Annotated in this window: 20 protein-coding genes; 4 read left to right on the plus strand and 16 right to left on the minus strand. The window is 41.4% G+C overall.

Going from position 1 to position 24528, the window contains the following annotated elements:
• Positions 1-24: 24 nt before the first annotated feature.
• The 4 genes from ACFSN5_RS09365 to malQ all read right to left on the minus strand — a co-directional run bounded on the left by ACFSN5_RS09365 (position 25) and on the right by malQ (position 7213).
• On the minus strand, positions 25-2199 hold the full coding sequence (locus ACFSN5_RS09365; protein WP_165212248.1) for a PTS transporter subunit IIBC: 2175 nt from the start codon (positions 2197-2199) through the stop codon (positions 25-27).
• Positions 2200-2443: 244 nt separating this feature from the next.
• The gene (locus ACFSN5_RS09370; protein ID WP_165212246.1) at positions 2444-3235 is read right to left on the minus strand and encodes an endonuclease/exonuclease/phosphatase family protein; all 792 of its coding nucleotides are present in this window, start codon (positions 3233-3235) and stop codon (positions 2444-2446) included.
• 218 nt (positions 3236-3453) lie between these two features.
• Complete coding sequence (gene glgP, locus ACFSN5_RS09375; protein ID WP_165212244.1) at positions 3454-5715, minus strand: glycogen/starch/alpha-glucan family phosphorylase; 2262 nt, start codon at positions 5713-5715, stop codon at positions 3454-3456.
• 4 nt (positions 5716-5719) lie between these two features.
• A complete protein-coding gene (gene malQ / locus ACFSN5_RS09380) occupies positions 5720-7213 on the minus strand; it encodes a 4-alpha-glucanotransferase (RefSeq protein WP_165212242.1) in 1494 nt (497 codons plus the stop codon).
• Positions 7214-7426: 213 nt separating this feature from the next.
• Here malQ and ACFSN5_RS09385 point away from each other — a divergent pair, with 213 nt between their 5' ends.
• Positions 7427-8137: a UTRA domain-containing protein gene (locus ACFSN5_RS09385; RefSeq protein ID WP_004226876.1), complete on the plus strand. Its 711-nt coding sequence runs from the start codon at positions 7427-7429 to the stop codon at positions 8135-8137.
• A gap of 196 nt (positions 8138-8333) precedes the next feature.
• On the opposite strand, the gene ACFSN5_RS09390 is transcribed toward ACFSN5_RS09385, so the two are convergent.
• On the minus strand, positions 8334-9626 hold the full coding sequence (locus ACFSN5_RS09390) for an adenylosuccinate synthase (protein WP_165329426.1): 1293 nt from the start codon (positions 9624-9626) through the stop codon (positions 8334-8336).
• A 357-nt stretch (positions 9627-9983) separates the two neighbouring features.
• Between ACFSN5_RS09390 and gshAB the strand changes: the two genes are divergently transcribed.
• Positions 9984-12239 (plus strand): bifunctional glutamate--cysteine ligase GshA/glutathione synthetase GshB, encoded by a 2256-nt coding sequence (gshAB, locus tag ACFSN5_RS09395; RefSeq protein WP_165329425.1) that lies wholly within the window; start codon positions 9984-9986, stop codon positions 12237-12239.
• Positions 12240-12355: 116 nt separating this feature from the next.
• On the opposite strand, the gene ACFSN5_RS09400 is transcribed toward gshAB, so the two are convergent.
• The 8 genes from ACFSN5_RS09400 to ACFSN5_RS09435 all read right to left on the minus strand — a co-directional run bounded on the left by ACFSN5_RS09400 (position 12356) and on the right by ACFSN5_RS09435 (position 19386).
• On the minus strand, positions 12356-12700 hold the full coding sequence (locus ACFSN5_RS09400; RefSeq protein WP_165329424.1) for a thioredoxin family protein: 345 nt from the start codon (positions 12698-12700) through the stop codon (positions 12356-12358).
• Positions 12701-12812: 112 nt separating this feature from the next.
• The gene (celB, locus tag ACFSN5_RS09405) at positions 12813-14165 is read right to left on the minus strand and encodes a PTS cellobiose transporter subunit IIC (RefSeq protein ID WP_165329423.1); all 1353 of its coding nucleotides are present in this window, start codon (positions 14163-14165) and stop codon (positions 12813-12815) included.
• Positions 14166-14179: 14 nt separating this feature from the next.
• A complete protein-coding gene (locus ACFSN5_RS09410) occupies positions 14180-14698 on the minus strand; it encodes a hypothetical protein (RefSeq protein ID WP_165212232.1) in 519 nt (172 codons plus the stop codon).
• Positions 14699-14710: 12 nt separating this feature from the next.
• Complete coding sequence (locus ACFSN5_RS09415) at positions 14711-15025, minus strand: PTS cellobiose transporter subunit IIA (RefSeq protein ID WP_165212230.1); 315 nt, start codon at positions 15023-15025, stop codon at positions 14711-14713.
• Positions 15026-15029: 4 nt separating this feature from the next.
• Positions 15030-17015, minus strand: coding sequence for a BglG family transcription antiterminator (locus ACFSN5_RS09420; RefSeq protein WP_165329422.1), 1986 nt, complete (start codon positions 17013-17015; stop codon positions 15030-15032).
• 23 nt (positions 17016-17038) lie between these two features.
• On the minus strand, positions 17039-17356 hold the full coding sequence (locus ACFSN5_RS09425; RefSeq protein ID WP_165212225.1) for a PTS cellobiose transporter subunit IIB: 318 nt from the start codon (positions 17354-17356) through the stop codon (positions 17039-17041).
• Positions 17357-17568: 212 nt separating this feature from the next.
• Positions 17569-17904, minus strand: a complete 336-nt coding sequence (locus tag ACFSN5_RS09430) for a hypothetical protein (protein WP_398600716.1) — start codon at positions 17902-17904, stop codon at positions 17569-17571.
• Between the two features lie 48 nt (positions 17905-17952).
• The gene (locus tag ACFSN5_RS09435; RefSeq protein WP_165212221.1) at positions 17953-19386 is read right to left on the minus strand and encodes a 6-phospho-beta-glucosidase; all 1434 of its coding nucleotides are present in this window, start codon (positions 19384-19386) and stop codon (positions 17953-17955) included.
• A gap of 986 nt (positions 19387-20372) precedes the next feature.
• Here ACFSN5_RS09435 and ACFSN5_RS09440 point away from each other — a divergent pair.
• Positions 20373-21557, plus strand: a complete 1185-nt coding sequence (locus ACFSN5_RS09440) for an SAM-dependent methyltransferase (RefSeq protein WP_165212219.1) — start codon at positions 20373-20375, stop codon at positions 21555-21557.
• A gap of 565 nt (positions 21558-22122) precedes the next feature.
• Here ACFSN5_RS09440 and nusG read toward each other — a convergent pair.
• Positions 22123-22665 carry a transcription termination/antitermination protein NusG gene (gene nusG, locus ACFSN5_RS09445; protein WP_004227945.1) on the minus strand — a complete coding sequence of 181 codons (543 nt, stop codon included), beginning with the start codon at positions 22663-22665 and terminating at the stop codon, positions 22123-22125.
• Positions 22666-22864: 199 nt separating this feature from the next.
• Between nusG and ACFSN5_RS09450 the strand changes: the two genes are divergently transcribed.
• The gene (locus ACFSN5_RS09450) at positions 22865-23944 is read left to right on the plus strand and encodes a hypothetical protein (RefSeq protein ID WP_165212217.1); all 1080 of its coding nucleotides are present in this window, start codon (positions 22865-22867) and stop codon (positions 23942-23944) included.
• A gap of 171 nt (positions 23945-24115) precedes the next feature.
• Here ACFSN5_RS09450 and secE read toward each other — a convergent pair whose 3' ends face one another.
• Positions 24116-24304: a preprotein translocase subunit SecE gene (gene secE / locus ACFSN5_RS09455; protein ID WP_165212215.1), complete on the minus strand. Its 189-nt coding sequence runs from the start codon at positions 24302-24304 to the stop codon at positions 24116-24118.
• 26 nt (positions 24305-24330) lie between these two features.
• The gene (gene rpmG, locus ACFSN5_RS09460) at positions 24331-24483 is read right to left on the minus strand and encodes a 50S ribosomal protein L33 (protein WP_081478736.1); all 153 of its coding nucleotides are present in this window, start codon (positions 24481-24483) and stop codon (positions 24331-24333) included.
• Positions 24484-24528: the final 45 nt, after the last annotated feature.

A 24528-nucleotide genomic window follows, 5' to 3' on the forward strand; every position in this document is an offset into this window, starting at 1 on the left:
TTCTTGATAGACTGAGACTTTCTCTTAGATTTCAACCTTAGCGGCTAAAGTCTTAGCTGGTTGTTTGCCTAAGTTTTCTAGGGTAACGGATTTAACTTCTGCCGCATTCGTGAAGACAACAATGACAGATTTTTCTTTACCCGCGGCTTCTAGAGCCTCTAAATCAACTACTGCTAAAAGATCGCCAGCTTCTACACGTTGACCATCTGTCACCTTAGGCGAAAATGGAATTCCATTAAGGCTAACGGTATCAATACCAATGTGAACCAGAACTTCTAGGCCTTCATCAGTCAGGAGGCCATAAGCGTGTTTCGTAGGGAAAACACTCGTAACCACACCAGCTACTGGTGAGTAAATATTGCCATCTGTTGGTTGAACTGCGAAGCCATCCCCCATCATCTTACCAGAGAAGACTGGGTCTTTAACTTGGTCGATTGGGATGATCTCCCCTTCAGCAACAGAGAGTACATTTTCTGTCACGCCCTTGAAGGTATTTTCAGGGGCAGCAACGTCTTCTTTCTTAGAGAAGTCAACCACTGGGATACGAGCACCGGAATCAAGCAAATCTTGGATGTCAGATTTAAGACCATCAGCCTTAGGCCCATAAACGGCTTGAACACCATGCCCTTTGACAACTAGACCGAGGGCACCAGCTTTCTTCCAGTCATTTTCGTCGCCAACCTGTTCTGGATCTTTAACCGTTACACGTAAGCGTGTCATACAAGCATCAACATCGTCAATATTGTCTCGACCACCAAGTAGATTGATAATTTGAACGATTTGGGAATCAACAGAAGTATTAGCATCGCCGTTGTTGGCATGGATGGCTTCATCAACTTCTTCGCTGTCGTAATTGCCGTTACGTCCAGCAGTTGCAAGATTCATCTTTTGAATCATGAAGTTACCGATAAAGTAAGTTATCAGGCCAAAGAGGACAGATACCCAAATGAAATTGATGACATCTACACCCAGACCAGCCTTAATAGCCATTGGGGTACGGGTTAAGAGTTCGATATTACCAAAAGAATGGAGGCGCAAATGAACAAGGTCAGCCATAGCAAAGGCACAGCCTTGGATAAAGGCATAGACAAGGTAGAGTGGCATTGCAGCAAACATGAACATGTATTCAAGAGGCTCTGTAACCCCTGTCAGGAAGGTTGCCGCTGCTGCTGAGATGAACATTGATTTGTATTTTTTCTTTTTATCAGGATCAACATTACGGTACATAGCAACAGTCATTCCCATCAGAATACCGGATGCACCAATCATTTGACCCACTTTGAAACGAGCAGGTGTGACATGAGTCAACAAATGTTGGTACTGTCCAGGGTGAGAACCTTTAAGATGAATCAAGTCAGTTACCCAAGCCAACCACAGCGGGTCTTGTCCAAGGACATCTTTGCCCGTAGTGATTGAGTGATAGGTCCCGCCAAGCTGAGTATAATTCATAGGAATAGTCAGCATGTGGTGCAGACCAAATGGCAGAAGCAGACGTTCTAGAGTTCCATAAAGGAATGGCGCCAAAAATGGGGCAGTATCTTGTGAGTTAGCCAACCATTGGCCAAAGTTGTTGATCGCTGTTTGGACCAATGGCCAGAAGATAGCCATGACAAGACCAACAATAGCAGAACGCAGGATAACCACAAATGGTACGAAACGTTTCCCATTGAAGAAGGTCAAAACATCCGGAAGCTTACGGAAGTTGTAGTACTTGTTGTAGGCGGTCGCACCAACAAAACCAGCGATGATACCAACAAAGACTCCCATGTTGAGGGCTGGCTGGTTAAGGACATTGATAAAGTAGTCAGCAACTCGCATGGTGCCGCCAAAAATATTGTGAACAACCGCTTTATCATCGGCCAACATGTCAGTGGTTACTCCATAGAAGTTACCAGTAATTAAGTTAATCAGGATAAAGGAAATACCTGCAGCAAAGGCACCGCCAGCTTTTTCCTTAGCCCAGCTGCCACCAATAGCTAAAGCAAAGAGCAGATGCAAATTGTTAAGGAAACCCCAACCGATTTGAGAAATCAGATTGGTGATTTGTGTCCAAGTTGTATTATTGGGGGCAATCAAAGCAAGAGAGTTACCGAGAGAAATCATCAAACCTGCAGCAGGCATGACAGCGATAACAACCATTAAACATTTCCCGAATTTTTGCCAAAATTCGAAACTAGCTAAGCTTTTAAGATTTTTCATGTAAAGCTACTCCTTTGTGTATATATATTACCAAGAACCATTTCGTCTTGCGAAAATTTCTTAGAAAATGGGAAACTAGTGCAGTCTCAGCGAGATACAAGATAGTTTATCTTTTTTCTAAGAAATTTAGTTCGAGTTTAGTGACATTAAACTATTAAGATGATGGAAAATTAGAAGCCCAGCGAGCAAACTAGAATTTGCTAACCAAGGTCTTTCATAAATTGTTCGGTCGAATTCTTGTCCCTTAAATCTTCAAAGTCACTTCTAATCCGAAGTGGTCGGAAACGACTGGCTTGTTCTGGCCATTGAAGATGACCCGACTGCATTGGACTGAAATTTCTTGATTGACGAAGATATAATCCAGACGCTTATCCTGCTTTTGGCCTTTCCAACCATCAATGGATTGGGAAACTGTCACGCCAGAATCCTTTTTCTTAGCCAGCTGGTAAGTATCCAGCAGCCCCTGATCAAGGATGGTTTGGTAGTCTTCTGGATTGCCAAGGGCATCGGTATTAAAATCTCCTATAAAAATTTTAAGCCCAGAGAAATGAGAATGGTTAACTAATCTTTGCAAATTATCAATCTGACTTTCTCTTTGACTAGTCGGTAGATTCATGTGGCAGGAATAAACTTCCAACAACCTATTATTAACTTCCAGCTTGAGCCGAATAATTTTCCGCGAATCAATGGTATGAATATCCTGACTTTTTGAAGTGTAAAAGCCCTCAGCTTCTAAAACCTTGTATTTGGTCAGAATGGCAATTCCTTCATCGTAGATATCATAACCAATATGAGACATTGACCAATGGTAAGAATAAGCCGTCAATCCCTTCTGCCTAAGCAAATCAAGCAGAATCAAGCCGTAATTATCCTTTCCCAGCTCTCCGCTAACTTTTGGTGCTGAGATCGTCTGATTGACTTCCTGCAGAGCGATGACATCGTAATTTTTCTCAGCAATCGTTTCCGCTAAATGTTCAAGCTTTTCATCTTGATTTTCTTCTAACCAAGCATGAACATTCAAGCTTAATAGATTCATCTCCACACTCCTTTCATAAGGGAATTAGTAAATAATTCCCTTAATCTCCTTAAGACTTTTTCATTATACCGTAAGCGCTTTCTTTTGTCAATATGTTTTACGGAATTCTTTTTATTTTTTTCAATTCAATTCCGAAATAAAAGTCTCACTGTATGGTATTTAAAAAGCCAGAAGCCTTAGCTTCCAGCCAATTTATTTTCTCCTTGTAAGGTCAAGGGTTAATAGCTATGCCAAATATCTTCATTGTACTGAGCAATGGTCCGATCAGAAGAGAAGAAACCAGCCTTGGCGATGTTATGGATAACCTTACAATTCCAAGCTGCTTGATCTTGATAGTCTGCCACCATTCTTTCTTTCGTTGCAATGTAGTCTTTTAAATCTATCAAGGTCATAAACCAGTCCTTAGAAATCAATTCATGATGAAGGCGGTTGAGCCGTTCTTCATTACCGACCGTCTTAAGTTCAGGACTAACTATAAAGTCTACAGCTTCTTTAATTTCAGCATCCTTGTCATAATAATCTTTAGAAACATAACCAGACTTAGCGTAAAGGTCAATGATGGTATCAGAATCCTTACCAAAGCTATAAATATTATCCTTCCCAGCCAGCTCGGCGATTTCGACATTGGCTCCGTCCATGGTCCCTAAGGTCAGGGCACCATTGAGCATAAACTTCATGTTTCCTGTACCTGAAGCTTCTTTAGAGGCCAAAGAAATTTGTTCTGAGATATCGGTTGCTGGAATCAGATGCTCAGCTACAGTAACATTGTAATTTTCCACCAGATGTACATTAAGGTAAGGGCTAACTTCAGGGTCATTGTTAATCAACTCTGACAGACTGAGAATAAGGTGGATGACGTCCTGAGCAATGGTGTAGGCCGGCGCTGCTTTACCACCGAAGATGACGGTAATTTTCTTCTCAGGCAGATGGCCTCGCTTGATTTCCAAGTATTTATGGATAACATAGAGGGCATTCATCTGTTGCCGCTTATACTCGTGGAAACGTTTTATTTGAGTGTCAATGATAGAATGCTCATCCAAATCAATCCCCTTATTATCCTTGAGGTAACGCTTAAGGGCTAGCTTGTTATTGAATTTGATTTCAGCCAGATGATTTTGAACTCTCTCATCATCAGCAAAAGCCAAGAGTTTCTCCAATTTCATAGCATCGGTCAGATAGCTATCACCAATCAGGTCTTTGAGATAGGCCGCCAAATCTTGATTGGCAAATTCCAACCAGCGGCGGAAAGTAATACCGTTAGTTTTGTTATTAAATTTCTCAGGGTAAAGTTGATAGAAATCTTTAAGTTCACTAGTCTTCAGGATTTCCGTATGAAGAGCAGCAACCCCATTGACACTGGTCGAGTAATGGATATCCATGTTGGCCATGTGGATACGTTGGTCTTTATCGATAATGTGCACGGCTGGATTGCTGTACTTGTCTCGAATCAAGGCATCCAGTTTTTCAATAATAGTCACTAAATGTGGTACTACCTCATTGAGATAATCCAGAGGCCATTTTTCCAAGGCTTCCGCCAAAATAGTGTGGTTGGTGTAACCGACCATTTGAGAGACGATAGCCACTGCTGCATCGAAATCAATCCCATGTTTCTCTGTCAAGAGTCGAATGAGTTCTGGAATAACCATGGATGGGTGAGTATCATTGATTTGGACATAGGCATAATCCGCCAAGTCATAGAGATTAGAACCACGTTCCAAGGCTTCATCAATCAGAAGCTGGGCCGCATTTGAGACCATAAAATACTGTTGATAAATCCGCAGAAGCTCACCGTTCTTATCTGAATCATCCGGATAGAGAAAGAGGGTTAGGTTCTTTTGGATTTGTGCCTTGTCAAAAGTAATGCCATCCTCAATTAGGTCGTAGTCCAAACCATCGATATCAAAGAGATTGAGGTAGTTTTTAGTATCCTTGTGGTAACCCAGCACATCGATACGATTCAGGCGGGACTTGAGAGTAAATTCTTTAAAAGGCACGTTATAACTGATATCTGTCGGTACCAACCAAGAGTCATCTTCAATCCAGTAGTTGGGTTCAGCTTCTTGCTGATTATCGTGGAAGACCTGTCTAAAAAGGCCACAATGGTAGTTAAGTCCAACACCTTCACCATTGATACCAAGACTTGACATAGAATCAATGAAACAAGAGGCTAGACGCCCCAGTCCGCCATTTCCAAGGGATGGTTCTAGTTCTTCATCTTCAATCTGGGTAATGGATTTCCCAACTGTTGCTAGGGCTTCTTTGGTTTCTTGATAAATTCCTAAATTAATAAGGTTATTGGATAAGAGCTTCCCGATTAGAAACTCAGCTGAAATGTAGTAGACCTTGCGTTTACCTCTATTTTTAGGAAGCTGACTAGCCTTCTCTTTAACATAGTCCATCAGAGCTAAATAGATGGCCTTGTTATCCAAATCTGCTAGCTTAGTCCCTTGTTTTTCTTCTATATACTGTGTAATACTCATTTTCTTATCCTCTGTGATAGGTTTCTGTAATAGTCTTTAAAAATTCTTTCTTATCATCCGTTAATTGGTCGGCTGTCATCCGCCATTGCCAGTTGGTACCGACGGTATTTGGCGTATTCATCCGACTGGAGGCCGGCAAATCAAGAACATCCTGCATGGCGGCGATGGCAATATCGCTAACCGATGCGTAGAGGGTTCGTAGCAGTGCTTGTGTCACGGGCTCTCCCGGTGCCCGATGGGTGTAACGGTCAGTATAGGCTCTTGCTTCTTCGCTTAAGCCCTGATACCACCCGCGCACTACTTCATTATCATGGGTGCCTGTGTAAGCTACTGAGTGACTCGTGTAGAAGTGTGGCAAATCGACATTGCTTTCATCCGGCCCTTGTAAGCCAAACTCCAAGATCTTCATGCCTGGGAAGGCTGTGTCTGCTAAAAGTTTCTCAGCTTTTTCATCAATATAACCTAAGTTTTCAGCGATAATAGGTAAGTCGCCAAGCGCTTCCTTGATTGCTGCAAAGAGCTCATAACCAGGGCCAGACTGCCAGGTCCCGTACTTAGCCGTATCATGACTGGCATCAACCTGCCAGAAATCAGAAAAACCTTTGAAGTGGTCAATCCGAATAACATCATAGAGCTTGAGGGTTTCTTCCATGCGGTAAATCCACCAAGCATAGCCAGTCTTCTTATGGGCTTCCCAATCATAAATAGGATTGCCCCAATATTGACCTTCATCGCTGAATTCATCGGCAGGTACGCCCGCTACATAGAGTGGTTTACGATTATCATCAGCCTTGAAGAGTTGAGGCTGGGTCCACATTTCCACACTATCAGCCGAAACATAAATTGGCATATCACCGATAATTTCAATCCCTGCTCTATTGGCGTAGACCTTAAGCGCCTGCCACTGTTCAAAGAAGAAATACTGAGTCACTTTGTGATAGGCAATGGTATCTGCCAAGTTTTTACGCAGCTTGACTAGGGTTGCTTGATCACGCTGGATAGCTTTTTTATCATCCCATTCTTGCAGGGCCTTAAGTCCAAAATGCTCCTTGATGGCCATAAATTCCGCATAGTCAGCTAACCAAGATTGATTATCCTTTTCAAATTTAGCCAGAGCCTCTTGGGCATTTTTATCCACTAAAAAGGCTTTTACGGCCTTTTCCAAAAGAGGACGTCGAACCTCAAAAAGCAGGCCATAATCAACCTTATTAGGATTGTCTCCAAAATCAAGGCCTGCTAAATCTTCCTCTTCTAGCCAACCTTGATCAAGCAAAATATCTAAGTCAATCAGATTGGTATTACCAGCAATAGCTGAAAAGGATTGGTAGGGGGAATCTCCATAGCTGGTCGTGGTCAGTGGCAGAATTTGCCAATAGGTTTGCTTGGTCTCCACTAGAAAATCGACAAAATCATAAGCTGCCTGCCCAAAGCTACCGATCCCCCTGTCTCCTGCCAGTGACGTTATGTGCATCAAGACACCGCTTTTTCGTTTTCTCATAAATATCCTCCATAATTACCAGACTAGAGCTTTGTTTAGGCTCGCCGGAACGGTCTTAAAGTTTCATTTTACAGTCTTCATTATAGTGGAAGCGATTTCTTTTGTCAATAGTTTTACGTAATTCTTTTTTCTACTCTTTCTTTGATACGTATTAAACTGGTTTTTAACGATAATTTATGGTAGAATAATCGTATAAAACTGAAGGATATAATGATGATGAGCAAGTACAAGCAGGTCTATGAAGATATAAAAAAACAAATTGAAGAAGGCAAGCTCCAGCCCAATCAAGAATTGCCAACCGAAAATGAATTGATGGCCATTTATGGCTACTCCAAGGACACCATTCGTAAGGCTTTATCGCTCTTGGAATTGGATGGCTACATCCAAAAGATGCGAGGCCGCAATTCTATCGTCATGGAGCACGGCCGCACTAAAAATAACTATCTCTCTGAAATCAAAACCTCTGATGAACTCAACCGCGATGAACATCTGGATATCAAAACTCAGCTAGACAATCTCTACATTGTTCAAGGAGAGCAAGAGCTGATGGATATCTTCAAGGTTGATGACAGTGTTGATTTTTACCGTGTTAGCCGCAGCCGTCTGATTGATGATGAAAGGTTGGAGTTTGAACTCTCCTACTTCGACCGTCGGGTAGTTCCCTATCTTAATAAAGAGATCGCCGAAACGTCCATCTATCAGTATTTAGAAAATCAGCTGGGATTAAAAATCACCCATTCTCGTCGAGAAATTTCCTTCCGCTACGCTACTCAGGAAGAAAAGGATAATATGGATCTTGGCGACTTCAATATGGTAGCGGTTGTCACCAGCCTGACCTATCTCTCAAACGGCCAGCTCTTTCAATACGGTACCATTAGTTACCGCCCTGATAAATTTACCTTTGTCACCATGGCTAAGCGGTAAGTGTGGTAAGACTGATAAAAACCTCGACTAGTGTTTAAACTAGTCGAGGTTTTTCTTGTCTATGCCAATAAATGCGCAATAGTTTTCTTAAACAACTCATTACTTTATATTTTATATAACTGAACGCGCCACAAGGATTTGAAAAAAGTACAAACCTCCTATTTTCTTCAAGTCACTTAACAGCTTTGTCCCTTAATCAGATATTCGCCCAAACACTATCTAAGATGTTAGTTTGGTCGCGGTCCGGTCCGACTGAGAAGGTCGAAATGCGGACGCCGACCAGTTCACCGACACGGCGAACGTAGTTGCGGGCGGCTTCCGGCAGTTCATCAAGACTGCGGCAACCAGTAATGTCTTCTGACCACCCCGGCAATTCTTCATAGATTGGCTGACAGCGTTTGAGCTGTTCCAAGCTAGCTGGGTAGTGGTCAATGCGTTCACCGTCTAAATCGTAAGCGACACAGATTTTCACCGTATCTAAGCCCGATAAAACATCAATAGAATTCAGCGAAAGATTAGTAATCCCTGAAACTCGGCGGCTATGGCGCATGACAACGGAGTCAAACCAGCCAACCCGGCGCGGGCGACCTGTTGTTGTCCCATATTCATGGCCAATCTCCCGAATACGATCACCCGTTTCGTCATTTAATTCTGTCGGGAAAGGACCATCTCCAACGCGACTGGTATAAGCCTTGCAAACTCCGACAACCTTGTTAATCTTGCTTGGCCCAACACCAGAACCGATGGTTACGCCACCAGCAACGGGATTGGATGAGGTGACAAAAGGATAAGTTCCTTGATCGATGTCCAGCATCACTCCTTGCGCTCCTTCGAAAAGAACGCGTTTGCCACTGTCAAGGGCATCATTCAATATGACAGAAGTATCTGTGACATAGTCCTTAATGATTTGGCCATAGTCATAGTATTCTTGGAAAATATCCTCAAATTGAAGGGGAGAACATTCATACATCTTTTCAAAGAGCCGATTTTTTTCAGCTAAATTAACTTTTAAACGTTCCGCAAAAATGTCTTTGTCTAAAAGATCAGCAATACGAATCCCGACACGGGCTGCTTTATCCATATAGGCAGGGCCGATACCCTTGTTGGTTGTTCCGATTTTATTATCTCCCTTAGCGGCCTCCTGCAGCTGGTCCAATTTAATATGATAAGGGAGAATAACATGAGCCCGATCTGAAATGCGTAAGTTATCAGTGCTGACACCTTCTGCATGAAGATAATCTAACTCTTTCACCAAAGACTTCGGATTGATCACAACGCCATTGCCAATAACTGCCAGTTTTTCTGGGAAGAAGATTCCTGATGGAATCAAGTGAAGCTTGAACTTCTTGCCATCAATCACAATAGTGTGACCGGCGTTATCACCCCCCTGATAGCGGGCGATGACCTCTGCATCCTGACTCAAAAAATCTGTAATTTTTCCCTTACCTTCGTCTCCCCACTGGGTTCCGACGACTACTACTGATGTCATATAAATACTTTGGAGGGGCTGAATAAGACCCTCTCACCTTTCTGGAAAATAGACGATAGGACTTTCACCTATCAGCTTTCTACAACATCTTATTATAGGAAATTTCTGACTTTTTTTCAAGATTTGGTCAATGAAATTGGCTAAAAGTGAAGGAAAAACTTTTTATAATATCATTTTGTAAGTAAAAGCCGAACTTTCTAGTTTTTTCTTCCTGATGAAACCATTTCTCCTGCCATAAGAAAAAACTATGACTAATCTATAGCCAACGTTTGAATGCCAAGGTATTTCGTTGTATAGTGGGGGTAGACTGATTATTTCATTTAATAGGATATAAGAACTGCTAGAAGAGGAGATTTTATGACTGTCGACCAAATCCTACAAAATAGCTCCACCAACCTCCCTATTCTCCAAGGGACTTTTGGACTGGAACATGAAAGTCTGAGGATTGACCGCCAAAGTAACCGCCTGTCCCAAAGATCCCACCCTGATCGGCTGGGCTCACGCAATTTTCATCCCTATGTTCAGACCGACTACAGCGAGCCTCAGATTGAACTGATTACACCAATCAGCCAATCGACCACGGAAGCACGCCGCTTTTTGCGGGCTATCACAGATGTCGCTGGCCGTTCCATCGCTAAAGAAGACTACCTCTGGCCTCTGTCTATGCCACCGCAGGTTAGCGAAGACGAGATCGTTATTGCTCACTTAGAGGATGCTTTTGAACGGGAATATCGGGAGCATCTCGCTAAAGTCTACGGTAAAAGATTGCAGACTATCTCGGGTATTCATTATAATTTTGGACTGGGAACCGACTTGCTGAATCAGCTATTCCAGCAAAGTGACTATCAGGATTTGGTTGCCTTTAAAAATGATCTTTACCTCAAGCTGGCTCAAAACTTTATCAAATATCGCTGGTTCCTGACCTATCTTTATGGAGCAAGTCCGGTTGCAGAAAAAGGCTTCTTTGACCACGATTTGGATGGCTCTGTTCGCTCTATTCGTAACAGTTCTCTGGGTTATGTTAACCATGAATCTGTCAAAATTTCCTACAGCAGCCTAAACCAGTATGTAGCAGATATTGAGGCCTGTGTGGCTGATGGGCGGTTGATTGCAGAAAAAGAATTTTACTCGCCAGTTCGCCTACGCGGCTCAAAACGCAGCCGAGACTTTTTGGAACAAGGCATTACCTACTTGGAATTCCGCTGTTTTGACATTGATCCTTTTGACCAGCAGGGAATTACTCAAGAAACGTTGGACACCGTTCACCTTCTGGCTTTAGCTCTGCTTTGGTTGGATGGCCCTGAAGCAGTTGACAAGGAACTGGCTGCTGCTGAAAAGCTGAATGAACACATTGCCAAAGCCAATCCTCTCGAGCCCCTGCCTAATCAGGCCCCCGTCAAGGACCTTCTGCAGGCCATGCGAGCCGTTATTGAACACTTTAGCCTACCTCCTTATTATAGCCAGCTGGTCGACAAGCTGGAAACCCAATTGGCAGACCCTAGTTTAACCATCGGCGGTCGGCTGGCCAAGGAAATCAAAGGGGGCTCTTTAGAAGAATTTGGCCGCAAACAAGGACAGATTTTCAGCAATCTAGCTTGGCAGGCCCCTTATGCTCTCAAGGGTTTTGAAAGCATGGAACTATCAACCCAGCTTATCATGTTTGATGTCATTCAAAAGGGGATTCAGCTGGAAATCTTGGACGAAAGTGATCAATTCCTCAAATTATCCCTTGGGAATCATACCGAATATGTCAAAAATGGGAATATGACTTCTAAGGATAGCTATATCGTTCCCTTAGCCATGGAAAATAAGACCGTTACTAAAAAAATTCTAAGCAAGGCTGGTTTCCCAGTTCCAGATGGGGTTGAATTTCACTGCTTGGAAGATGCCCTTGATGATTTTGCCCGCTTCAGTCATAAGAGGGGGATTGTCATCAAACCTAAGAGTACAAATTTTGGACTGGGAATCTCTATTTTTAAAGACAGTGTCGGTCAAGAGGATTATGCAAAGGCTGTGAAGCTAGCTTTTGCGGAAGACGATAGCATTTTGGTTGAGGACTATGTCTCTGGAACTGAGTATCGCTTCTTCGTTTTAGAGGGGAGGACTCTGGCTGTTCTTTTACGGCAGCCAGCCAATGTCATTGGCGATGGACACTCTACCATCAAAGAGCTGGTTGACAAGAAAAACAGCAATCCTCTGCGCGGCACTGGCCACCGTTCACCCTTAGAAAAAATTGAGCTGGGAGAGATTGAACTGCTGATGTTGGAACAGCAAGGTTACACGCTCGACAGTATCCCAGACAAGGATAGCCGTATTAACCTGCGGGAGAATTCCAACATTTCAACTGGCGGAGATTCGATTGACATGACCGAGCAGATGCATCCCAGTTACCTAGAATTAGCTGCTCAAATGGCAGAAGCTATGGACGCCTGGGTCTGCGGTGTGGATCTCATCATCCCTGATTATCGAGAGCCCTACTCCAAAGAGGCTGCCAACGCTACCTGTATCGAGCTCAACTTCAACCCTCTCATGTATATGCATACCTACTGTGCTCAAGGGCCCGGACAGATTGTTTCAACTCGAGTTATTGAAAAACTTTTTCCAGAACTATAAGACCGCGACGCTAATATCATAAACAAAAAAATTCCTAGCAGATTGATGAACTGTTAGGAATTTTTATGATACTTATAGAAAGGGACGGAATGTAGGCACCCTTTTATAGCTTTGCTTTAACCCATAAAATCTTTGATATCTTCTGGTGTTAATGATGAATCACAAACAACTTTTACAGAACCATTTTGAGAGACCAGAAGTCCGGGTACTGTGGCTACGCCGTAGCGATTGCGAAGGGCTTGAATATCCTCAATTTGTGACATATCCTCGCTGTTTAGATAAGCAACAGCTGCGCCTGTCTCTTGCACTGCCTGACCCAGCTTAGGCGCAAAACGCCGACAAAATGGGCAGGTCGGACGGCCGATAAAAAGGATAAACTTCTCTTGAGCAGCAATACGATTGCGGGCTTCTGCCGCAGAAATAGGTTCCATAAGCGCTACAGCTTGATCAAAACTAGACATAAGATTCCCTCACTTTATTCTTTTGTCCCTATCATAAAACAAAACTAGGAGCCATGCAAATTTTGGCTATGAAAAAAGCCCGCAAGTTTGCAGGCTTATAAAAGAGATCTAATTAAGCACCTTGCTCTTCTTTAAGCAATTTTCTATCATAATTTCTAATAAACGGATAATAAACAAGAAAGGCAGCAAGGGCACAAACTAAGGCTAAAATAATCGCCCTCCAGTCTCCTGTACCTGTAAAGGCACCAATTCCCACTGGAGTTGGCCAAGCAACTTGAGCAAATACTGCTTTAATCAAATCCAATTTCATGGCAAAGTAATAAAGAGTAGCAGAGGTCATAGGTGCTAAAATAAACGGAATAATCAAAGAGGGATTATAGATAATTGGAATCCCGAAAATAAGTGGCTCATTGATATTGAAAATTGCTGGAACAACTGACGCTTTACCAATAGCACTTAATTGTTCTGATTTGGCACGGGTTGCTAACCAAATACATAACCCTAGAGTTGCACCAGATCCACCAGCGATAACAAACATATTAGACCATTCACCGGCAACAATGTAGTGAGCTCCTTTGGCATTAGCTGCCATATTGGCAAGGGCAATTGGGTTAACAAAAGGCGTAAAGATAGTATTAGCTCCATGGATACCAATGCTCCATAATGCTTGTGTTAAGAGGTAAATAATCATGATACCTATCCAAGTATCTGTTAAACTTCTTACAAAGCCAAATGGTGCTGCAATAACTTGGAAAATATCTGTCCCTAATACAACAAACACACCATTTATAAATAAGACAACAAATGCGATAACGAATCCTGGTACCAAAGCTGTAAAGCCACGGGATACCCCTTCCGGTACAGCTTCCGGCATTTTAATAACCCAGTTATGTTTCACACATATGCGATAAAGCATGACAGCCAAAATAGCCATAATGATAGCTGTAAAAATCCCTGATGTTCCAAAACGTGTAATAGCTCCATCAGCAATTGCCCAACCATCTGATACTACTTTACCTTTTTTCAGATTAAGAACTGTTGACATTGAACCGCCTTTAAAAATAATTTGCGGAACGGTCATCAGAAAAGCAAAGAGCGAGAGCATTGCACCATTCAAAGGATTCAAGTTCAATTCTTCCTCTTCGGCATATATTTTGGTTAACTCATACCCCATGGTTAAAACAAAATAAAGTGACAAAGAGCCCATAGTAACATAATAAGCAAGCATATAAAGACTTGAAAACTTATAAAATGTTGCTTCATAAATGTCTCTTACAACCGGCCAAAAACTAAATGAATCTGGTAAAACATTAAATACTAAAAACATTGATCCGACGATTGTAAAAGGTACAGAAGCAACACCCGCTGCCGTAATAGCTCGGACAACCTTATATTGGGCAATAACGCTCATCGGTCCCATAAGATACTTATTCAGGAAACCAAATAGTCCCTTTTGTTCATCCATAATTTTTTCCTCCATTAAATATATTTTTTAATATGATTATGAAAACGATGGTAAAATTTGTCTTCATTGCTCTTGATTTGTCTAATACGTTTGAGATTATACCAACAGATAAGCAAACCAAGAAATTGCACTAGGGCAAAAAATAGGTGAGCCGGTACAGTATCTGAAAAGAAGGGAACAGCTGTGGGTAGCTGCTGGGGAATCACAGAAACAGCCAGCAAAAACAGCTCTACACTGATTTGAGTTTTTAAGGATCGCTCAGTCTGTTTAAGATGAACCTCCTTAGCTCCGTAAAGTTTAAACTGCTCAGCACAGGCTGCAATGAACAGAAACAGCAAAACCACCGGCAAAATGAGATAGACACTTGGTCTGTAAACCAGAGAAAGTATCCAATAAAGATTCACAAAGAAAAATAAAGCCAGACTGTACCTAAACAACAGGTAGCGTGAAAACAAATTATTTTTCAGAGTCATTTGCCGTTTTAATTCCTGACTGTCTACTTTTTTTGAATCTCTATTTGATTGATGGGACATCCCGACTCCTTTCTAATTTACTTTTTTATACAACTCAAGCATTTCAAGCGCCACTTCCCGTAGGGTCATGGTTGTCATTAGGTGATCTTGGGCATGGACCATGATAATTTCTACCTTGATTTCAGTCCCGCCTGCATATTCTTGTAAAAGCTCTGTCTGTGACTGATGAGCCTTCAGAAATTCTTCATTAGCTTGGTCGAGCTTTGTTTCCGCCAAATCATAGTCACCCTGTCGCATAGCGTCGAACGCTTCATGAACGATGGCACGGGCATTTCCCGAATTGAGGATAATTTCAAATGCGGCAACCTGTAGCTCTTCTGTATTCATATCGTTATTTCCTTTCTTCTAATTGTAAAAACAGCTCTTTAAACGCTTCAAAAGTTTGGCAAGCTAGGATTTTAGTCTGTAATTCAGGCCTGTCTACTAAGTCAACGATACTGCTGGCAATAACGGGCAGACCGTCATTTTCATAAATTGACATGGACGTTAGAAAAATCAACTTAATCATTGGATAATCGTCGCTCCATTTTAAGCCCTGATGGATGATTGCTACGGCTACTCGGTGTTTCGTTCCCACTGCCTTAAGCGGATGGGGAACAGCAATGCTGTCACTGAAGACGACAGAACTCATCAGTTCCCTTTGCTTAATCATCTCCTGCATACGGCTTTCAAAATGTTTTCCTTCACAATCCGCCATACTGTGGATCAGCTGGGCAAGCACCTCATCTTTATCACCCTTGTCAAAAATAAAGAAGGTCTCTTTTGTAAAAAACTCATCAAAAACCTGCCCTAGTGAAAATCTCTCATTATTAGCATAGTGGGCTAGGCGACTTTTGGTGTACAAACTGGCTATTTCTTGCCTGATATGATTAATTTCCTCATCATCTAAAAATACCGATACTGTAAATACGGGGATATTAAAAATCAAGGTTGATAAATCAATAGATGAAATGATAAAATCAATATCTTTTAGCTTTTCATCGCTGATTTCATAATAGCCGATCACATCAACGACACGAACGATATTCCCCAATTCATTTTCAATACGGCTTTTGAGCATTTGGGCACTGCCATAACCAGTCGCACAGATAACGAGGATATTATATTTTTTATGTTCCTTATAGCGCTCTTTAGCTGCCATAAAATGAAGAGCGATATAGGCCAGCTCATCTTTTGACACAGAAAACTGGCTGAAGGTCGGCATGAGTGACAGGGTCTTTTCAGCCAGTTGATACATATCTGGAGATTTTTTCTCAATCTCATCCGTCAGCGGATTATCTAAAATCACCTCATTTTCCAAACGTATCAGCATGGTTGAGAGGTGGGATAACAAGCCTTCAATCAGCTGAAAATCATTCTTGACTGCTGGATTTAAGGTTTCAATGGATGCCAGCAATTCCTGACGGAGACGATCTTCTTGCTCCTGCACGAGGTGATTAGCAGTGGCTTGTTTTTTAGTCACTAGATGCAAGGTAATATAGTCGACTTCTTCACTAGGAAAATCAATACCTGTCACTGAACTAATTCTGTCAAGGATACGCTGAGCAATCTTGCGTTCATGCCAATCGGCTATGTCAACTGCCTCGCTGAGCTTACTAATCTTGAATCCTTCCGTAATCCGCCGAATAGCCAAAGCAATATGAATGACTAAATTTTGAATAACGTAATCGGAGAGTTTTAATTTCCCCTCACGGCACTCATCTAAGACAATAATGGTGAGTTCTTCAAAGCTGATTTTCTGGCTGAAAAGATCATTATCAACATAGGTATGCATGGTATTGACAAAACCCGAACTGATAAAGTAATCCATAATAAAGCGTCTCTTATCACGTTCGCTGCCGGTAATATAAACCCCCTTGTTAGGCTTACTTTCAATTCCTAGATGGTAGGGAATAAACTTTTCTCGAATTTTTTTAAAGTCACTTGACAGCGTTGAACGGCTGACATAGAGTTCATCCGCTAAATCATCAAAATAAATCTCATTTTGCTCGAAGAGAAGCTTGTTAAGCAAATAATTATAACGATCGTTAATATCAGAAATTTCCTTATAGGGGAGCTGAGCTAGATTCAGATGATTTTCTTCCAAGAAGGCAGAATACTGATCATCATCGGAAATGATAAGTTTGTAACCATGTCCTTGCTTTGAGGTCAACTCTAATTTGGGATAGGGTGATAATTTATCCACTAAGGATTTGCAGTAGGTTCTAACTGTCCTATCTGAACAGGCTAGTTGATCGGCCAGCTCCTGGCTGGTCGTATAATGATCCTTATTCTTAATAAGAACCTGGAGAATCTGTCTTTCACGTTTATTCAGCATAAGACGCTCTCCCCTCATCAGATTTAGATATTTTCCTTGACCAAGGCAGCCATCTTTTCAATTCCCATCGGAATAGGAATATAGGCTTGCGGCGGAATTTGAACGATAGGTTTATTCTTTTTAGCAGCAGCATCAGCCAGCTGTTTGAAGTTCATTTTTGTCTGCGGACTAACCAGATAAAGGTCATACTCATCAGCTTCAATGCGTTTTTGACCTTCTGGTACGCCTACCGCATCCATTTCAATATCTTCTCCCTGCTCTTGCAGCATAGTCATTGTTTTTTTAGCAATCATCGAAGAGGACATACCGCCTGCGCAGATAATCAATGCTTGTTTTGCCATAATATTAAACTCCTTTATTAATTTATTTCTACCTTAATTATATAACAGCGTTTTCAATATGTGCATGGCTACTTTTTCCGTATCTCAACGGAAAATTTCTCTATGAATGCGGAAATTATGAAAACAGCATTCTCTAAAATTTCCGCAAAAAGAAGTCAACCTCCATGATTGACTTCTTTTCTTTATCGATAAAACCCAACTAAAATAATAGCCTAAACAAGCTGACGGTAGGTTACAATAACGTTTTTAAGCTTGAGCTGATATTCCCGCATGATTAACTGCCGCAACTTGATATCATTGATGGTTGAGGCAACTACAAAACCATCCGATGTTTCATATTTTATGGATAAAATATCCATCAGTTTGGAATTTTGGCGAATATCTGGCTTATCATTTTCCTTAAAATTAATGAAATAAGTGCTAGCTGGTTTGCCACTTTTCCCCTGATAGGTCGGAGTGGTTATTCTTTTTCTTACCCACAAAATAAGGTAAAATATCAAACCTAGGATAGCAATGACAGATAAAATTTCCAAAATAACATTCCACATAAATCTCATCTCATCTTCTGATTTCGGACAAATAGCTAGCAGAAGCCATTATAGATTTTCCCCATTTGAGGCAATCACTTTTTTGTACCAATCGAAGGACAGCTTCGGTGAACGGGCATAGGTTCCTGTGCCATCATCATGTTTGTCCACATAAATAAAACCATAGCGCTTGCGCATTTCACCTGTTCCTGCAGATACAAGGTCGATACAGCCCCAAGGCGTGTAGCCCATGAGATCAACACCGTCTTCATCAACAGCCTTAATCATCTGTTCAATATGGGCTTTTAGGTAATCAATCCGATAATCATCATGCACCATGCCATCCTCTGCCACTTGGTCAATAGCGCCAAAACCATTTTCTACAATAAAGAGCGGCAGGTGATACATATCAGTAAACCAGTTGAGAGCATAACGCAGGCCTTCAGGATCAATCTGCCAGTCCCATTCAGATGCTTTAACGTAGTTATTTTTGACCAAGTCTTCGGTTTCCAGATAGTCATAATGTGGGTTATTTGGACGGTGACTATCAATCGCAAAGGACATGTAGTAACTAAATCCGATATAATCCACTGTACCAGCTAACAAGTCTGCCTTATCGTCATCAGTCACATCAACATCAATGCCTTTACGTTCCCAGTATTTTAGGATGTGTTCTGGATAATAGCCATGCACATGTACATCAGCAAAGTAATAACGTTTTTGCATGGCTTTTTGCGCCATCAAAACATCAGATGGCTTACAGGTTGCCGGATAGATAGGGCACATAGCAATCATGCAGCCAATCTGCAAGTCAGGATTAATCTCATGGCCAATCTTGACTGCACGCGCAGAAGCCACCAGCTCATAGTGGGCCGCCTTGTACATAATGGCTTCACGGTCATCGCCTTCTTTATAGACAATACCCGAATTGGTAAAAGGTGCAAAATCTTCTTGGTAGTTAGCTTGATTATTGATTTCATTGAAGGTCATCCAGTATTTGACCTTGTCTTTATAACGACGGAAGCAAACTTCTGCAAAACGGACAAAGAAATCAATAACCTTGCGGTTGGTAAAGCCACCATATTCAGTAACTAGATGATAAGGCAACTCAAAATGCGACAGAGTCACCACAGGCTCTATGCCATATTTGAGACATTCATCAAAGAGGTCATCATAAAACTGCAAACCTGCTTCATTGGGCTCAGTTTCATCCCCATTTGGAAAGATGCGGGTCCAAGCAATAGACGTCCGGAAACACTTGAAACCCATCTCTGCAAAGAGTTTGATATCTTCCTTGTAATGATGGTAGAAATCAATAGCTTCATGATTGGGGTAGTATTTGCCTTCAATCACACCATCAGTGATTTCCCGCGGGACACCATGTCGGCCTGCTGTCATGACATCAGCAACGGAAATCCCCTTGCCGCCTTCCTGCCAGCCGCCTTCCAATTGATGGGCCGCTACCGCACCGCCCCATAAAAAGTTGTTTGGTAATTTAGACATAATCTGCCTCCTCTATTATTTTAAGATACAAAGGGACGGTTCGCTTTAGCGAAAATTCCCGACAGAAAAATAGAAGGTTGGTCGGAAATCCTGATTTCAGAGACAAGCTATCTTTTTTCCAAGGGAATTAGTCCCGTGTTCAATTGATAAGATACAAAGGGCGCCCGCGGATAAAGTCAAAATAGGGAGTACGACGACGAATCACTAAGGATTCTGGGAGAACTTATCTTTTTGACACAATCCACAGACCGTGTTCAATTATCAAGATCTAAGCCGTTAAACAACTAATTTTTGAAGAAGCACAGCGCCACTAAAGATACTTGATCTGATTTTTGAACAGTCACACACTGACTCATTTACATTATAAGAGGGCAGATGAAAAATGACCAGTTAAACTTTTTCCGCACCAATAAGGAAAACGGTTTCGTTTTATATTGAATCCGACTGCCACTCTAGGAAGTTCAGCAAGCTGGGGAAAAACTGTTGAAGCTTGGTTTCAAAATTAAAAAGCAACAATTATACGAAAGGAATCTCACATTCTTTGAATTCCTTCATGCCTTTCGTTGATATTAGACAAAAACTCGTCCAATATTCCTGTTTAGAAACCAGCTTTCGGCGCAGTAGATGGCAGCAAAACTTGTTGGCTACGCCAAGAAGTATTACTCCTGAACCATTTATTAGATACTTTAGCACCAATGAACCCTGCTGGCTGGTTTTCCTCTTGCCTCAAGTTCAAAGCGGAAAACCTAGTCTACTCTCTATTCCCTACTTCCAATTAATGATTTCTCAGAGAATAGAGCGGCTTTGCATCTTAAAAGCGACCTCCTATGTCAGCATTGATATCAATAATTATTCAACCCAAACATCCTATTTTTTAAAATTAGACACTTTCCCTTGATTTGTCCAAGAACAAATCAAATTTTTTACGTTCAGCTTCTCCAAGAACTATAATAGAACTAAAATTAGAATTGGAGGTTTTTGCTCTCATGATGGATAACTTAATTGTTAAACAACTCATTAAAAATTCATTTGATATCCCGCTGCAGGTTACTTATCCTAATGGCAAAACTGAGGTTTATAATGGTGAAAATCCACGAGTTAAAATTAAATTTAATAAGAAAATTTCAGTAGCTAATCTAACCCAAAATGCTTCAATTGTTTTAGGGGAAGCCGTCATGGATGGCGATATTGAAATTGAGGGATCGATTCAAGAATTGATTGTATCGGCCTACCGTGCCTCTGATAGTTTTTTGAAAAACAGTAAATTTGCCCGCTTCTTACCGAAGCAATCCCATACTAAAAGTGATAGCAAATCCGATGTCCAAAGTCATTATGATATTGGAAATGATTTTTATCGCCTGTGGCTTGATAAAACAGCAACCTATTCTTGTGCTTACTTCAGGCATGAGGATGATAGCTTGGAAGAGGCCCAAATCAATAAGGTCCACCATATTATTAAGAAACTAAATCCTAAGTCTGGAAAAACATTATTGGATATTGGCTGCGGCTGGGGGACTCTCATGCTAACAGCCTGTGAAGAATATGACTTGAAAGTCGCAGGTATCACGCTTAGTGAAGAACAAGCCAATTATGTCAATCAACGCATTAAAGAAAAAGGTCTGGAAGATCGGGCAAAGGTTATCCTCAAAGATTACCGCGATATTGAAGAGGGGCCTTACGATTATATTACCAGTGTTGGCATGTTTGAACATGTCGGTAAAGAGAATTTAGGCCAGTACTTTGATACCATCTCTCGTTACCTAGCAGATGACGGATTAGCATTAATTCATGGGATTACTGGCCAAGCTGGAGGAAACCACGGCAATGGCTATAATGGCTGGATTAATAAATATATTTTCCCTGGCGGTTACATTCCTCGGCTAACTGAAAATCTAGATCATATTTCTGATGCTGGACTTCAAGTTGCTGATATTGAGTTCCTGCGCCGTCACTACCAGAAGACTCTTGAGATGTGGACAGAAAACTTCCATAAAGCCCTGCCAGAAGTTCGAAAACTCCACGATGAACGCTTCATCAGAATGTGGGACTTGTATTTACAGGCTTGTGCCGGCTCCTTCCAAGCAGGAAATATTGATGTCGTTCAATACTTGCTATCGAAAGGCAAAACAAAATCTACCATGCCCATGACTAGGGACTATATGTATAGATAACCACACAAAAACTGAGCCTAGGAGTTTCCTAGACTCAGTTTTTATTAGTGATTTTCAAACACTGGTATAACTTGCTTGGTTAGGAGCAATATGAAACCGAGATAACCAACAGTGTCATCTCCACGAAGCTAGTAAGACTAATAAGCTGAGAAAAAGCCTTACTCCTTCTAGCTTTAACTCGATGAACACTTTGATGCAAGAAGTGATGGGAGCTTCTTATCCCTAGTGGTTAATCTAATCATCATCTTTGTAGGAATGAGACAATAAATTCGATAGCTAACTATAGTGATTTTATTCCATTCACTTTTGGACATTTGTTATTGTCGTAACTAAATAACTTTGCCATATACACCTTAATAACTGAACCGCCGAAACCTCTGTGGGGAAAGATAAAATAAGGCTAGAAGTCATTTCTTCGCCAATTCTCCTTTAGGACGTTAACGGCGTTGGCGTTGTATCTTAGTTTCTCCGATTAAAAGACTAATAATTTAGATGTCTTCTCTCTAAAATCAGTATTTTTTGAGAAATCCCTAAAATCATACGTCTTTTTTAACACCCTAACCTCTTAATTTAATTCTGCAATTTGGTAGAGCTCAACTTCAGCAGCCGTTTCAGAACCAAACATGTTGATCATGATTTTGACCTTGTTATTTTCAATTTCAATAACACGCCCCTCTTGTCCCATGAAAGCACCGTCGATAATTTGTACGACATCACCAACCTTGATGTTGGTATCAATCACATCAACAGTTTGTCCCATAGAAACAAGGATGGCACGGATTTCCTCCTCCAAGAGCGGCGTTGGTTTTGAACGGTTCCCGTGGGAGCCAACAAAACCGGTAACATTAGGGGTATTACGTACGACAAACCAGGCATCATCGGTCATTACCATTTCTACAAGGACATAACCGGGGAAGCGATTTTCCTCAACTTCCTTAACCTTTCCGTTCTTTTCAACATTAACGGTTTGAGTTGGGATTTCCACACGCAGAATATTCTCTGTCATGTTGTAGGTTTGAGCACGTTGCAAAAGGTTTTCCTTAACCTTGTTTTCGTAACCAGAGTAAGTTTGCAGAACAAACCAGCCCTTATCAAATGAATCTAGCATCTCAATTTTCCTTTCTTTCCTTCTCAGCTAACTAAGAGCAATATAAAAAAGCCTTCTTTGGGCTTCATTTCCTCACTATTATAGCATATTTCTGGACCTTGCAAAGAATTTTTAGCAGATTTTCAAAATTTCTTAAAAAATGATATACTATTTCTATCTAACTCTTTTAGAAGAAAATTTAACCAAGGAGACCATTGCTATGATGAATGAAAAAGAATGGGCTGAGTTTTTTGAACTAACTCAAGGACGAAAACCTCAGCCTGAGGATTATCAAAAAGCTGCTTTGGCTGGTGAATATCAGCCTGATCAAACTATTGAACCGGCTACTCAAACTCCAGCTGAAGAGCTGAACAAGCAACAAGAGCCCAAGGATCCAGCTGCTACAAGTCCTACTGAGCAAAACCTCCAGCCCCAGCCAACGACAGCTGCAACAGGAACAGCCCCAACCCCTAGTCAGCCTCAAGTCACTGCTCCCGCCAATGGACCAGTACCATCTGCTCCTGAGATGGCTCCAATAGCTGCTCCAGCTAAGCCATCAGTTTTCAAAAAAATGGGACAGGCTTTCAAGAAAAAAGACGGCCATAAAGGTTGGCCTCTCTGGCTCAATATTGGCATTATGGTGGTCATCGCCTTGGTTCTCTTAATCTTAGGGATTTTTGGCCACAGTTCCCAAGAGAAAGCTTCACAAAAAGATATCTCTGGTGACTGGCAGCTGACTGAAACCGCCTATTACAAGAGTGATGACTGGACGACCTTCTCACGGGATGGTAAGATTGTTGATGGCGACTCTCAATCAGATTATGAAAATGTTCAATTCGATACCTATCTGACCAGCAAAAACGGGGGCCTCGTTTCTTATAACGCGACTACAGTTTCAACCTATAATGGGGATTACATTTTTGCCTTCGCTTCTCCTGCCCATCCTTCTTTGACTTTCAATATTAATAAAAAAGGGCAGGCCGTTGAAGTCAGAATTGATGATGATGACTACTTCAACTATTACCCTGCTGAAATGGAAGATCATGTTCCGTTCGATGATTTGAAAGCTAAATTTTTTGTCAAGGATCAAGAACTGACTATTGTTTATTACGATGATGATCAGCCTTATTTCAAGGAAACTTACAAGTCAATCTCAGGGGCTCGAGCTAAAAAAGCTAAGCGCAATGCTAAAGACTACTATATTTCCTACAAAGATTTCTACAATAAAGTCAATGGCAATGATTCAGATGACTATTCAAATCTTGATGACTCTGATAACAGCGACTTCCAAGCAGGTTAAAAATCCCAATCCTTGAGACTCGTCTCAAGGATTTTTTAGTAGAGCAAGCCACACTGACTGAGCCACTTGTTCCTCAGTCAAAAGAGATTATCGATTCGTTCTTTTTAATCATAAAAAAAGAAATGACCTGGCATTTGGCTAGGTCATTTCTTTTATTTGCTAATTTTTCTCCTAGAAAGGTAGGTTCACATAGTTAAGCAGATAATTAACTCCCCAATGAAGAGCTAGATCACATGCGTAAATGATCACGGTAAAGAAGAATGTATATTCTAAGATAGCCAGAAAATCTTTCCAGCGTTGTTTAGGCGTTGGCCAATTGGTGTGCTCTAGGATTTGAAAAATTCCTGCTAAAAATTTCACGATGTCTCTCTCCTTCTGCTCGTTTGTTAGCGAGTTTCTTTATGTAAGGTATATTTTTTACAGTGTTTACAATATTTATTGACTTCCAAGCGTGTCGGTTTAGGAGTAGAACTCACAGCAATTGAATAGTTTCGTGAGCCACATTCCGAACAGGCTAGGCTTGCTTTTTTCTGCGCCATAGCTGGCCTCCCCTTTTAATCCCAATTATTTTACCATGATTTTAG

This window comes from Streptococcus tangpeifui (assembly GCF_044503215.1).
GTDB lineage: Bacteria > Bacillota > Bacilli > Lactobacillales > Streptococcaceae > Streptococcus > Streptococcus tangpeifui.